Origin of the sequence: Flavobacterium chungbukense, from assembly GCF_020805785.1 — a bacterium.
GTDB lineage: Bacteria > Bacteroidota > Bacteroidia > Flavobacteriales > Flavobacteriaceae > Flavobacterium > Flavobacterium chungbukense.
The window spans coordinates 185,778-199,800 of sequence record NZ_JAJGZV010000008.1; the positions used below are offsets into that span (position 1 = coordinate 185,778).

Annotated in this window: 14 protein-coding genes; 8 read left to right on the forward strand and 6 right to left on the reverse strand. The window is 33.0% G+C overall.

The window, feature by feature from the left end:
* Positions 1-25: 25 nt before the first annotated feature.
* From LL966_RS19560 to LL966_RS19580, 5 genes are all read right to left on the reverse strand, one after another.
* Positions 26-889 (reverse strand): rhomboid family intramembrane serine protease, encoded by an 864-nt coding sequence (locus LL966_RS19560; RefSeq protein ID WP_229355546.1) that lies wholly within the window; start codon positions 887-889, stop codon positions 26-28.
* A gap of 44 nt (positions 890-933) precedes the next feature.
* Positions 934-1,683, reverse strand: coding sequence for a rhomboid family intramembrane serine protease (locus LL966_RS19565; RefSeq protein WP_229355547.1), 750 nt, complete (start codon positions 1,681-1,683; stop codon positions 934-936).
* Positions 1,680-3,611 carry a DNA mismatch repair endonuclease MutL gene (gene mutL, locus LL966_RS19570; RefSeq protein ID WP_229355548.1) on the reverse strand — a complete coding sequence of 644 codons (1,932 nt, stop codon included), beginning with the start codon at positions 3,609-3,611 and terminating at the stop codon, positions 1,680-1,682. The genes LL966_RS19565 and mutL overlap by 4 nt, the downstream gene beginning before the upstream one ends.
* 165 nt (positions 3,612-3,776) lie before the next feature.
* Complete coding sequence (gene ribH / locus LL966_RS19575; RefSeq protein WP_229355550.1) at positions 3,777-4,349, reverse strand: 6,7-dimethyl-8-ribityllumazine synthase; 573 nt, start codon at positions 4,347-4,349, stop codon at positions 3,777-3,779.
* Between the two features lie 85 nt (positions 4,350-4,434).
* Positions 4,435-5,214, reverse strand: a complete 780-nt coding sequence (locus tag LL966_RS19580) for a tetratricopeptide repeat protein (RefSeq protein WP_229355551.1) — start codon at positions 5,212-5,214, stop codon at positions 4,435-4,437.
* A gap of 372 nt (positions 5,215-5,586) precedes the next feature.
* Here LL966_RS19580 and recF point away from each other — a divergent pair, with 372 nt between their 5' ends.
* The 8 genes from recF to LL966_RS19620 all read left to right on the forward strand — a co-directional run bounded on the left by recF (position 5,587) and on the right by LL966_RS19620 (position 13,868).
* Positions 5,587-6,666: a DNA replication/repair protein RecF gene (recF, locus tag LL966_RS19585; protein WP_229355553.1), complete on the forward strand. Its 1,080-nt coding sequence runs from the start codon at positions 5,587-5,589 to the stop codon at positions 6,664-6,666.
* A 186-nt stretch (positions 6,667-6,852) separates the two neighbouring features.
* Positions 6,853-7,527: a DUF2461 domain-containing protein gene (locus LL966_RS19590; protein ID WP_229355555.1), complete on the forward strand. Its 675-nt coding sequence runs from the start codon at positions 6,853-6,855 to the stop codon at positions 7,525-7,527.
* Positions 7,528-7,738: 211 nt separating this feature from the next.
* Positions 7,739-8,794, forward strand: coding sequence for a glycosyltransferase (locus LL966_RS19595; protein ID WP_229355557.1), 1,056 nt, complete (start codon positions 7,739-7,741; stop codon positions 8,792-8,794).
* 135 nt (positions 8,795-8,929) lie between these two features.
* Positions 8,930-9,943: a UDP-N-acetylmuramate dehydrogenase gene (murB, locus tag LL966_RS19600; protein WP_229355559.1), complete on the forward strand. Its 1,014-nt coding sequence runs from the start codon at positions 8,930-8,932 to the stop codon at positions 9,941-9,943.
* Positions 9,944-10,529: 586 nt separating this feature from the next.
* A complete protein-coding gene (locus tag LL966_RS19605) occupies positions 10,530-11,144 on the forward strand; it encodes an FMN-binding negative transcriptional regulator (protein ID WP_229355561.1) in 615 nt (204 codons plus the stop codon).
* Positions 11,145-11,229: 85 nt separating this feature from the next.
* Positions 11,230-12,336: a glycosyltransferase gene (locus LL966_RS19610; protein ID WP_229355563.1), complete on the forward strand. Its 1,107-nt coding sequence runs from the start codon at positions 11,230-11,232 to the stop codon at positions 12,334-12,336.
* Entirely contained in the window at positions 12,327-12,878 is a 552-nt protein-coding gene (locus tag LL966_RS19615) for an RNA polymerase sigma factor (RefSeq protein ID WP_229355565.1), read from the forward strand. The genes LL966_RS19610 and LL966_RS19615 overlap by 10 nt, the downstream gene beginning before the upstream one ends.
* Before the next feature lie 156 nt (positions 12,879-13,034).
* Positions 13,035-13,868 (forward strand): energy transducer TonB, encoded by an 834-nt coding sequence (locus LL966_RS19620; RefSeq protein WP_229355567.1) that lies wholly within the window; start codon positions 13,035-13,037, stop codon positions 13,866-13,868.
* Positions 13,869-13,936: 68 nt separating this feature from the next.
* Here the strand turns inward: LL966_RS19620 and LL966_RS22900 are convergent, their stop codons facing one another.
* The gene (locus LL966_RS22900; protein ID WP_394799461.1) at positions 13,937-14,023 is read right to left on the reverse strand and encodes an IS3 family transposase; all 87 of its coding nucleotides are present in this window, start codon (positions 14,021-14,023) and stop codon (positions 13,937-13,939) included.

Consider the following 14,023-nt stretch of genomic DNA (forward strand, 5'->3'; position numbering starts at 1 on the left):
TTTTTCATATTTATTTACTACAAGTTTATTTTCCAGCTTTAAATAAAAACTCTTTTTCTTCTTTGGTCAGACAATCGTAACCCGACTGACTGATTTTGTCTAAAATTTCATCTATCTGTTGCTGCGTCTTGTCTTTCGTAACAATTCTTGATGTAGCTTTTTCTGTAGGCTTCTTGTAATTTTTATGAACTTTTGTAAATGGTGTCGTAGGAGATTTTCTAAAGAAGTTGGCAAAGAAATCTAACGTTTTAGAAACAATTATACTTAAATCTGTACCGTTTTGAAGCAATTTAATATAGGCAAAACCAAAAAAAGCACCAGCCAGATGAGAAATATGTCCGCCCATATTACCGGAACGCAACTGTACTAAATCTAGGATCAGAATTACAGCAGTAATATGCCACAGTTTTACGTTTCCGAATAAAAACAAACGAACATCCATTAACGGTGAATAAGTCGTTGAAGCCACTAAAATTGCCATTATTGCTGCAGATGCGCCAACAATTGAACCATAGATGTTAGAAAAATAAAAACTTAATGCAAAAACAACTCCTGCAAAAAGCGCACTTAAAATATATAAGCCTAAGTATTGTTTTTGAGTAAAAAACGTCAAAAACAAATTACTTGCAAAATTCAAAACCATCATATTGAATAACAAATGCCAGAAATCAAAATGAAAAAAAGCATATGTTAAAAAGGTCCACGGCTTAAACATGAAAACTTGAGGATCTGACGACAAAGCTAGCCAATTTGGATAATCAAATGCTCCAACAAAATTTGGCCAGAAAAAAAGCAAAGAAATTATAAAACAAGCTACATTCCAATAAATCATGCGCATTGCTATACCACCCAATCTATATTGAAGTTTTAAATCATCAAGAATATTCATAAAGTCTTCTTTTACTTTTTAAAATTAATTATTAAAGTTAAAAATTAATTCCATCGATTGTTATTAAACTGATTTTTTTTCCAGTACCACATGATCATAAATCCAAAAAAAGCACCTCCAATATGAGCATAGTGCGCTACTCCCGATTCTATACCCATTAAAGAGTTTCCTAAAATCCCAAAAAAACCATCATACAAAAGCATGTAGACTGGTACAAAGTATTTTGCTTTTACAGGAATCGGAATAAACATAATTCCCAATTCAGCGTTTGGAAACATAAAGGCAAATGCCACAAGCAAACCGTATATTGCACCAGAAGCACCAATTACAGGTACAGAATAAGCTTCGAAGAAATGCTTAAGTTGAGATGGAGTTAAAAGTTCATTCCAACTCGTAACTATTTTTCCTTGATTAACTACTTGCAAAATTTGCGTCTTACTAAATCCGTTTGACATTAGAATATTCATAGCGTCCTGATAAAAGTAATAATTAACAGCAAAATTTATTAAAGCCGCACCTAAACCACAAGAAATATAAAAGAATAGAAATTTCTTTCCGCCCCAAAAGTGTTCTAATGTTGATCCAAAAGAATATAATGCAAACATATTAAATGCAATATGAGCAAATCCGCCATGCATAAACATATGTGTAATTGGTTGCCACACTCTAAACGAAGGATTTTCAGGAAAAAATAATGCTAAAAAATGTTCAGAAGCAGGAACTATTTGAGAACCAATAAAAAATATAATATTGATTATCAATAATTGTTTTACTACAGGAGTTATTTTCATCATAAGGCAAACTTTTTATCTATATCTTCCACACGCATGGTGATGAAAGTTGGTTTTTGAAAAGGTGAAATATTTGGATCTTTACAAGCAAACAAACCGTTTACTAAATTATCTTGTTCTTTTTCGGTTAAATAAGATCCGGTTTTAACCGCTAAACTTTTTGCCATCGATTTGGCAATGGTATCGTTTTGACTATAACTACTTGCCGGAATTCCGTCTTGCAAGTCACTCAACAATTGTTCTATTACTAGAGAAACTTCACTTTCCGTAATATTTACAGGAATTCCAGAAACTACAATATGGTCAGTTTTACTTTCATCAAAAACAAAACCCGTTGTTTCCAAAGAAGGCTTTAATTCTTCAATCAGCTTCATTTCGGTTGCCGAATAAAATAAATCTAACGGAAAAAGCAATTGCTGGCTTGAAGCCTGATTTACTGTCATATTCAATAAAAATTGCTCATACAAAATACGCTGATGTGCACGTTGCTGATCTACAATTACCATTCCTGATTTAATTGGCGAAACGATGTATTTTTTGTGAATTTGATACGTTTTTTGAGTAGATTGCTCAATCTCATCATCGTTAAATAAAGAAGAGGTAACTTCTTCGTTTTCGAACGTAAATGGCGAACTTTCTATTGTTTCAGGATTTTCTGTGTCTAAACCAACATATAAACTTTCCCAGCTCGCCGTTGGCTCTACACGTTTTGAATACCCAGAATAAGAAGAACCCGAATAAGACGATCCTGACGAAGATGAAGAACCAGAACTATAACTACCTCCAGAACTGGATTTAGCATAATGCTGGTTGGTTTTATCATCCGTAAAAGGATTAAAAGTTCCATCTACCTGAATCGTTGGCGTTTCTGCTTCCACATCTTTATAATGATATGGCGTATCTAAGTTAGCATCTCGATCAAAATCTAAAACGGGCGCAACATTAAATTGCCCTAAACTATGCTTAATCGAGGCTCTTAAAATAGCATACAAAGCTTGTTCGTCGTCGAACTTAATCTCCGTTTTTGTCGGATGTATATTAATATCAATTGTGTTTGGCGGAACTTGCAAATACAAGAAATAACTTGGCTGAGAACCATCTTTTAACAATCCGTCATAAGCAGCCATTACCGCATGATGCAAGTAACCGCTCTTTATAAAACGATCGTTTACAAAAAAGAACTGTTCTCCCCTATTTTTCTTTGCAAATTCTGGTTTGCAAACAAAACCCTGAACATTTATAATTTCTGTTTCTTCGCTTACAGGAACTAACTTTTCATTGGTTTTTCCAGACATAATTCCAACAATTCTCTGGCGATATCCAGCCGCAGGAAGATTGTACAATTCGCTTCCGTTATGATAAAAACTAAAATGAATATTTGGATGCGCCAAAGCCACTCGCTGAAATTCATCCATTACATGACGAAATTCAACTGTATCTGACTTTAAGAAATTACGGCGAGCAGGAATATTAAAAAATAAGTTTTTAACCGCAAAAGACGTTCCTTTCGGCAAAACGGCCACTTCTTGCGAAACAAACTTACTTCCTTCGATTACAATATGAGTTCCAAGCTCGTCTTGATCTTGTTTGGTTTTCATTTCCATGTGTGCAATCGCTGCAATAGAAGCCAAAGCCTCTCCACGGAAACCTTTTGTTCCAAGAGAAAACAAATCTTCTGCCTGACGTATTTTTGAAGTAGCATGACGCGCAAAACACAAACGTGCATCTGTAACAGTCATACCAACTCCATTATCAATAACCTGCACTAACGATTTACCGGCATCTTTGATAATTAATTTAATATCCGTTGCTTTTGCATCAACAGCGTTTTCTAACAATTCTTTTACGACTGAAGCTGGTCTTTGAACCACTTCTCCAGCAGCAATTTGGTTAGCAACGTGATCAGGAAGCAATTGAATAATACTCGACATTAAGCAAAAAAAGTTTTAAAGATTAGATTCGGTTTTAATAAACCAAGAAGTACAAATTTAGTAAATTTTGATTGGCTTTTAGAATATGAATAATCATAAAAAAAACAAAAAACCTATACCATTGTGACACAGTATAGGTTTTAATATTTTTAAAACAAATGTGTTTTATTCGTTTTCTATTTTTATTGGAGAATCTTCAATTTGAAGCGCTCCTGAAGTTAATAATGGCTGATTGTATGCATGAGCTATGGAAGCCTGCTGACGAATGTAAGCCATTTTGATTGCTGCAATTGCCGCTTCGGTTCCTTTGTTTCCGTGAACACCGCCACTTCTATCAATTGACTGCTGCATATTATTATCTGTTAAAACACAGAAAATAACTGGAATATCTGTTTGAACATTTAAGTCCTTAATTCCTTGTGTCACGCCTTCGCAAACAAAATCAAAATGTTTGGTTTCTCCTTGAATCACACATCCAATTACAATAACCGCATCTACATTTTGGGTTTGAAGCATTTTTTTTGCTCCGTAAATTAATTCAAAACTTCCTGGAACATTCCAGCGAATAATTTGCTGAGCAGGAACTTCACAATCAATTAATGCATCAAATGCACCATTGTAAAGTCCTTCCGTTATAGTATCATTCCATTCAGAAACAACAATCCCAAATCGAAAATCTTTCGCATTTGGGATTGTGTTTTTATCGTATTCAGATAGATTTTTATTTTCAGTAGCCATCTTTTATATTTAAGATTTTAGAATTTTGATTTCAGATTGTAAAAATACAAATCTAAAATCTAAAATCTGAACTCTATAATAATAATTATTGTGCTAATCCAATCAAAGCATCAACTGATGCAGCTTCTGGAGCACTATCATAAGTATCTTTGATGTTATTTAAATATTTCAAAGCATCTTCTTTCTGACCTAAAGCTAAAGCAGTTTTAGCAGCTTTTAATAAGAAACGAGGTGTTGTAAAATCATTTTTATTAGATTCAGCAGCTTTCACATAAAAATCAAGCGCTTCTTTTTGCTGATTTTTCTGAGAATAAGCATCTCCTGTAGCACCTTTAGCTAGAGCAGTCAAGATTAAATCTTCAGACTTAAATTCACCTAAATATTTAATTGCCTCATCGTATTTACCTGTATTCAAATAAGCAATACCAGCATAGTAGTTTGCCAAATTTCCAGCATCTGTTCCAGAATATTCGTCTGCAATTTTAATAAATCCGAATTTACCTTCTGAACCGTTCAATGATAATTTGAACAATGAATCACTAGAAACACCATTTACAGCTTTTTCAAAGTTTTGCTGCGCAACAAACATTTCACTTGCAGCTTCTTCTTGTTTTGGATTTGCAATGAATTTTTGGTAAGCCAAATATCCAATTGTAACAACAGCGATACCAGCAACTAAACCAATAATGATTTTTTGATTTTTAGCCACCCAATCCTCAGTTTTTGAAGCTGTCTCATCTAGTTTTGAAAAAACACCAGCAGTTGTGCTGTCTTTTTCGTCAATAACCACTTGTTGTTCTTCAGTAACCTCTTTTACTTCCTTCTCTTTTGGTGTCTTATATCCTCTTTTATTGTAAGTTGCCATTTAAAATTTATTTAGTGAACGGCAAAAATAAAATTTTTATTGAAAATGACGTAAAAAATTTCAATTTTATCACTTATTTAAAGGAATTATTTTTGTTATTCGTTTTTCCTTTGGCGAAAGCGCTAAAATAAATCAGCCGAGAATTGCTCTAAAGCCAATTATATCGATATTTTTCGGTAATTTGCACCCTCAATTCAAATCAACTTTTTCAAAACTAAAAAATTTATTTTTAGCCACAGATTTCACAGATTTTCACAGATTAAAAGCTTTTAAAAAAAATCCTTTTCAATCATTATAATCTGTGGCAGAAGAAAAAACAAAGAATTGACGCAAAATTTCAAACTTTATCTTTTTTTATAAGGTCTTTCTAAAATGCATTTAAACAAAATATCTTTATTTAATTATAAAAACTTTTCTGAAGCAAGTTTTGATTTCGACATCAAAATCAACTGTTTTGTTGGAAAAAATGGTATTGGAAAAACCAATGTACTTGATGCTATTTACCATTTAGCATACGGAAAAAGTTATTTTAATCCTCTAGCTGTTCAAAATATAAAACATGGAGAAGAGTTTTTTGTGATTGATGCCGAACTCGAAAAAAATGAAAGAACAGAGCAAATTGTATGCAGTTTAAAAAAAGGACAGAAGAAAGTTTTAAAAAGAAACGGCAAAGCGTACGATAAATTCTCCGATCATATTGGGTTTATTCCATTAGTTATTATTTCACCAGCTGACAGAGATCTGATTGTAGAAGGCAGCGAAACACGTCGTAAATTTATGGACAGTGTTATTTCGCAATTAGACGCTCATTATCTGCATGAATTAATAGCGTATCAAAAAGTAATTACACAGCGAAATGCACTTTTAAAATATTTTGCTTTGAATCATCTTTTTGATAACGATACCTTATCTATATATAATGAGCAGTTGCAAGGTTATGGAAAGTCGATTTTTGAAAAACGAAAAGAATTTCTAGAACAATTTATACCTATATTTAATAGACATCACCAAGCCATAACAGGATCTGAAGAAAGCGTGCAATTGGTCTACGAAAGTCATTTGTTTCAAAAGGATTTATTAGTGCTTTTACAAGAGAACATCAATAAAGATCGTGCACTTCAATATACAACGGTCGGAATTCATAAAGATGATCTGTCTTTTGAAATTGATTCGCATCCAATAAAAAAATTCGGATCTCAAGGACAGCAAAAATCTTTTCTTATTGCCTTAAAATTAGCTCAATTTGAGTTTCTAAAAAAACAAAGTGGCGTAAAACCAATTCTTTTGTTTGATGATATTTTTGATAAATTGGATGAAACTCGTGTTGCCAAAATTGTAGAAATGGTAAACAGCGAAACATTCGGCCAGCTTTTTATTTCCGACACACATCCCGAGAGAACCGAAGCAATCGTAAAATCGACACATCAGAGCTATAAAATATTTAATTTATAAAGTTTTTTTTGCCACGAATTTCACGAATTTACACGAATTTATTTTTAGGATTTAACTTTGACAAAGTTTAAAACTTTGCCAAAACTGAATAATAAGCAATTAAAAAATTAGTGTAAATTCGTGAAATTAGTGGCTAACTAAATCATTAAATTAGCCCAAACATTAACTGCAATAAAAACATAGAATATGCTAACGAAAGAATCATTGCAATTTTTAGACGATTTAAAAAGAAACAACAATAGAGAATGGTTTCAGGAAAACAAAAAACGATATGAAATTTTCAAAAAAGATTACCATCAATTGGTAAGTGATTTTTTGGACGCAATGAAACCGCTCGATCCTTCATTAGAATTACTTGAAATCAAAGATTGCACCTTTAGAATTAATCGTGATATTCGTTTTTCTAAAGACAAATCTCCGTACAAAGCACATTTGGGCGTTTGGCTTTCTGCTGGCGCAAAAGGTGCAAATCGTTCAGGATATTATGTTCATATCGAAAAAGGTGCAAGTTTTATTGCCGGCGGATTTTATTCGCCAGATGCTGACGAATTAAAGAAAGTCCGAAAAGAAATTGCCTTTTTCTACGATGATTTACAGGAAATTTTAAATGATAAAAACTTCAAAAAAGAATTCGGAAGTTTAGACATCAACGAAAATAATTCGCTTAAAAATCCGCCTCGTGGCTACGAAAAAGACCATCCCGCAATTGAGTTTTTAAAATTGAAAAGCTTCACCGCAACGCAAGTTTATGACATTTCTGAAGTTACAAAGAAAGATTTCGTAGAGAAAATGAGCAAAAAACTGATTGCTCTGAAACCTCTAAATCACTTTATCAATCGCGCTTTAGAAACCGAAGAATAAAAGATAAATTCGCCACGAATTAATTTTTTTTGCCACAGATTAAAAGGATTAGAATGATTTTTTTTTCGCCACGACCCGAGCGATAGCGAACGGACGAAGTAATTACACTAATTTTCACTAATTAATTCGTGTAAATTCGTGAAATTCGCGGCAACTTTAACAACAAATCCGTTTAATCTTTTTAATCTGTGGCAAATAAAACAATAACCGAATGAAAAGAAAAATACTTTTTCTTGGAGAATCTTACCGCGCCGACGCCATAACTTGGATGAAAGGGCTGAAAGAATTTGGCGATTTCAAAATTATTACTTGTGAACTTCAAACGCCGAACAATTCCAAAATCAATCGATTCAAACGTATTTTAGAATATTTCTTTGCTCCTATTGCCATTCGAAAAATCATTAAAAAAGAAAAACCAGACATGGTTATTGCAGAAAGAACCACCAGTTACGGTTTTCTTGCCGCTTTATCTGGTTCAAAAACTATAGCTATCGCACAGCAAGGCCGCACCGATTTATGGCCTGAAGGTTCAGTTTTATATCCGTTTAAAAAATTCATTCAGAAATATGCATTTAAAAAAGCGCATTTAATTCACGCTTGGGGCCCTGTCATGGCAATCCACATGAAAGCATCTGGAGTTGACATGAGTAAAGTTCTGGTTCTCCCAAAAGGAATTGATTTATCACTTTTTACTCCTTCTACAAACAATTCAAACAAAATTGAAGCGATTGTAACACGCTCTTTAATGCCTGAATATCGACACGATTCTATTTTAAAAGCTTTTGGAGTTTTACATCAAAAAGGAATTGACTTTTCTTTGACAATCGTTGGAGACGGAACACGATTGCAGTATTTGAAAGATTTAACTACAGCACTTCAAATAGAAAACAAGGTAATTTTCTCAGGAAGAATTCCAAACACGGAACTTCCTAAATTATTACAGCAATCCAATATTTATATCAGCATGCCTATTACTGAAGGTGTTTCGGCTTCTTTGTTTGAAGCAATGGCGTCTAATTGTTATCCTGTAGTTTCTGATATTCCAGGAAACCAAAGCTGGATTACGCATCGAGAAAACGGTCAATTAATTACAATCGACGATATCGAAATGCTTGCCAATGAATTAATTTGGTCTTTTGAAAATGCCGAATCTAGAAATAAAGCTATTATTCGAAACAGAAAATTTGTTGAAGAAAATGCAAATTATGATATTAATATGAAGATTATTTCGGAGAAGTATCATGAGTTATTAGATTCCCGAAAGTAGTTTAACCACCAAGTAAACAAAGTTTTACACAAAGTTCTCTGAGCTTTATAATCTTTGCGTAAAACTTTGCGGACTTTGCGGTTAGAAAAAAATTATAATTCATACTTTTGAACTATATTAAAAAGCCTTTTATTTATGGAAATCCAATCCAATTTTTCTTTAAAAAAATATAATACTTTCGGCATTGAAGCCAGTGCAAAAAAATTTGTTGCCGTTCATTCTATTGCTGAATTGAAAACAGTTTTAGCAGAAAACAAAAACGAGAAAAAATTCATTTTGGGCGGCGGAAGCAATATGCTTTTAACGAAAGACATCGACGCTTTGGTAATTCACATCGATTTAAAAGGCAAAAAAATAACAAAAGAAGACGACGATTTTGTTTGGGTGGAAAGTCAGGCGGGCGAAACTTGGCACGATTTCGTACTTTATACAATCGACAATAATTTTGGCGGATTAGAAAATATGTCTCTAATTCCTGGAAATGTAGGCACAACTCCAGTTCAGAATATTGGCGCTTACGGAACAGAAATTAAAGACACGTTTGTTTCTTGTGAAGCTATGAATATAGAAACTCAGGAAATGAAAACTTTCGACAATGCTGAATGTAATTTTGGCTACCGCGAAAGTATTTTCAAACATGAAGTAAAAGACCAATATATTATAACTTCGGTTATTTTTAAATTGACCAAACGCAATCATAAAATCAATACTTCTTACGGAGACATTTTGGCTGAATTGGCTAAAAATAATATTACTGAACCAACTTTAAAAGATGTAAGCAACGCAGTAATTGCCATTAGACAAAGTAAATTGCCAGATCCAAAAGAATTAGGAAACAGCGGAAGTTTCTTTAAAAACCCGATTTTATTGAAATCTGATTTCGAAAAAATTCATCAGAAGTTTCCAGAAATGAAGTTTTATGAAGTTTCAGAAACCGAAATAAAAGTTCCTGCGGGCTGGCTGATTGAGCAAGCAGGTTTTAAAGGAAAACGTTTCGGCGATGCTGGAGTTCATAAAAATCAAGCGCTTGTTTTAGTTAATTACGGAAACGCCACTGGACAGGAAATCTTGGCCGTTTCTAAAGAAGTTCAGAAAACCGTTTTTGAAACTTTCGGCATACAAATTGAGGCAGAAGTGAATGTGATTTAAAAAAACAAACTTCATTAATTCAAATTTTTTAATGAAAAAACTAAATGTTGGAGTCCTTCTAATTCAATTCTTAGGAATGATTTTCCTAATTAATGGTATTTTTCAGTTGCGGTTATATACTGTTGCAGATAAAGTTCTTTGCATAAAGGATCAATTTCAATTTCAAAAATCAGAAAACTGGGATTCCTTATTTCCAACAAATGACGACGTTACAAATTTCTGGCCGAGTGTCTATATTTGGATCTTTTTTGCTTTATTAATTGGTATTTTCTATGTTACCTTTCTAAATTGGAAAAGTAAACTTTCTTCTATAAACACTATTTTGCTAGCAATAGCTTTATATATTCTCTTAAGATTGAAATTTTTTAGAAAAGAGATATTTTCACATTTTTTCCGACCAATTAGAGTTTTACTTTCAGACGATTTTGGCACACAATGCTTAATCGAGGGAGTTATTTTTACACTTATTGGTTTTTCTATTATTTACTTTAGTGTCAATTCAAAATTATTTAATTTTAAAAAAGAAGAAATTGAGAATTAGACAATTGAAAAACTACTTTAAATTCTCTATTTAAAAACAAAAACAATGTATACACCCGATTTATACAAAAACGAAAACCCTGAAGAAATCAGAACTTTTTTAAAAGAAAATAGTTTTGGAATTCTAATCAATCAAACTAACGGAAAATTATGCGCCACGCATATTCCGATAGAACTTGAATTGAATGCTGAAGGAAAAGAAATTTTACAAGGACATATCTCAAAATTAAATCCGCAAGCAGAAGGTTTTGCAGCAAACGATCAGGTTTTAGCAGTATTTACAGGTCCGCACAGTTATATTTCTTCGTCTTGGTATGATCACGAAAATGTTCCAACATGGAACTACATAGCCGTGCATGTTTACGGAAAGATCAAAATTGTTGATTACGAAACTTCGGTTGAACAATTGAAAAAGTTAGTGGACAAATACGAAGTAAATTCTGAAAACCCGGTACGTGTTGAAGATTTATCAGCAAAAACAATGCGTGAAGCAAGAGGAATATTTGGTTTTGAAATAGAAATTGACGAAATTCAAGCCACAAAAAAACTCTCTCAGAACAGAGACGACCACAATTATAAAAACATAATTAAAGAATTAGAAAAAACAGAAAACCCTCAGTCTATAGCTGTTGCAGAAGAAATGTCAAAATGCCGAAAGTAAAATCGGTTTAGCTATTGAATTTAGCGAATTCATAAGTACATTTGCAGTCGCAAAACGTAAAAATTAATAGAACCAAATAAATCAGATGCTTATATACATATTTTACTTTTTTATTGCTATTGTCGTAGTTCAATTATTTTATTATTTAGGTGTTTTTGGAAAATTTGCTTTTGCCAAACCTCAACATGTGAAGCCTAAAAATCTTCCCGTTTCTGTAATTGTATGCGCTAAAAACGAAGAAGAGAATGTTAAAAAATACATTCCGCTTCTGGCACAGCAAAACTATCCAGATTTTGAAATTGTTTTAATTGACGACGCATCAAGTGACGAGACTCTTGAAGTTTTTGAAGAATTTGAAAAAGAATTCTCTAATATTCGTTTGGTAAAAGTTGAAAACAACGAAGCTTTTTGGGGAAATAAAAAATACGCTCTGACTCTTGGAATCAAAGCCGCAAAAAAAGATTATTTACTATTTACAGATGCAGATTGTTTTCCATCTTCTAAAGATTGGATTACTTCTATGACCTCGCAGTTTACCATGAACAAAACGATTGTATTGGGCTATGGAGGTTACGAAAAAATAGAGCGCTCTTTCTTAAATAAAATCATTCGTTTTGAAACGGTTTTAACTGCTATCCAATACTTTTCTTGGGCAAAAATTGGCTCTCCTTATATGGGCGTGGGACGCAATTTGGCATATAAAAAAGAAGAATTTTTCAACGTAAACGGCTTTATTGATCACATTCAGGTCCGTTCCGGCGATGATGATTTATTTATTAATCAGGCGGCAAACAAAACGAATACTACAATTTCATACACTCCGGAAAGTTTTACTTATTCTAAACCTAAGAAAACATATAAAGAATGGTTTACTCAAAAAAGAAGACATATTTCGACCGCAGAACATTATAAGTTTTTTGACAAAATGCAGTTGGGATTGTTTTTCCTTTCACAATTATTTTTCTTTTTATTAGTTATAGTTTTATTGGCTTTCCAATTTCAATGGATTGCCGTATTAGCGATTTTGGCAACTCGTTACACCGTTGTTTGGACAGTAATCGGATGTTCTGCAGGAAAACTTAAAGAAAACGACCTTAAAATTTGGTTTCCTGTTGTTGAGATAGCGCTTATATTAACACAAATTAATATCTTTATAACTAATATCTTTTCAAAACCAGTATATTGGAAATAAATTCTAAAATAGAAAAAGCAAAAAAAGGCGATCAAATCGCCTTTACTTTTTTATTAGATCATTACTGGAATGAAGTGTATGCTTTTATGCTTAAGCGAACTGAAAATGAAACGATCGCAGAAGACATTACCATTGAAACTTTCTCCAAAGCTTTTGACAAAATCGGATCTTACAATGCCGAATTCCAATTTAACACTTGGCTTATTGCAATAGCAAAAAACGTCTACATTGATTTATTACGAAAAAAGAAAACCAGTCTTTTTATAGAAATCACAGACAACGAAGATCAGCAGGCTTATAATATTGCCGACCCTACTCCATCAGCAGAAGATGCGTTAATTAAAGAACAGAATCTTTCTCGTCTGCTCTTATGCATCAAAGAACTCAAACCGCATTATCAAGAAGTAATTCAGCTTCGCTATTTTCAAGAAATGTCTTATCAGGAAATTGCCGTTAAGATCAACGAACCTTTAAGCAGTGTAAAAGTTAAACTTTTACGCGCTAAAAAATTATTAGCAGAAATTATTGAACGTAATAGATAATTTATTATCTTTAGGTAAAGAATAAACTATTCGTATTTTTATTCTTAAAAAAATATATTTCTACAATACTAAAACTACAACTTTTACGTTGTTAGCTCAAACCCAAACCCTTTCTGCGTATGATTTAAAGTTACTTAACCTTAAAACCCAAAAATTATGTCTAAATTAAGCATTTATGAAAGCAAGTGGACTGATCTTGTTTTCGAAAATAAGAACAAAGAGTACGGCGCGTATCAGCTACGCCAAGAGAGTTCTAAAAATTCTGTTACAGCTCTGTTTATGGGTTTATTGTTAATAGCGGTAATAGGAAGTGCATCGGTGCTCATTAACAAACTTAGACCTTCAGTTTCTGATCCTACGATAGAAACACCACCTAGTTACGAAGACCCTATGACTGTGGTCAATGTTGATCCTAATGTTGCACCTCCACCACCAGCTCCACCGACTCCAATAATGGAACAAAGTGCAGCAAGTGCGACAGAAGCAATTCAGCTGACTAATCCTGTGGTGGCAACGACAGAAAACGCAGTTGAAAATATTGCACCTAACACTGAAAATGCTCCAGCTTCAGTAAATGCTACTGGAAATGGAACGGCTGTTAATGCAATGCCTACAACAGGAGGCGGTGGAAATGGAGATGTAGCTTCAGTAGCTCCGCCTACAAACGATCCCGTTTCTTCTGCAATTTTGGATAAAGTTCCTGAATTTCCAGGTGGAATTGCGCAATTCTACAAATATGTAGGAAACAATTTTCGCAGACCTGATCTTGATATGGAAAAAACATTAAAAGTATATGTTTTTTTTATCGTTGAAAAAGATGGTTCGCTTACCGATATTACGGTAAAAAACGATCCAGGTTACGGAATGGGGAAAGAAGCAATTAGAGTTTTAAAATCATTAAAAACAAAATGGAATCCAGGAATTCTAGACGGAAAACCTGTGAGAACAGCATATAGCCTTCCAATTACTGTAAAAACAGAAATGGAATAAATCAATTTATCAATGTATAAAAAAAGCAGAACTTTAGACTGCACCCAAAAGTTTGGACGAATTTATAATTAAATTTGATAATAATGAGCTCGATATTTTATCGGGCTCATTCCTTTTAAATTAAGTTTTATTCTTTCATTATTATAGTATTCTAT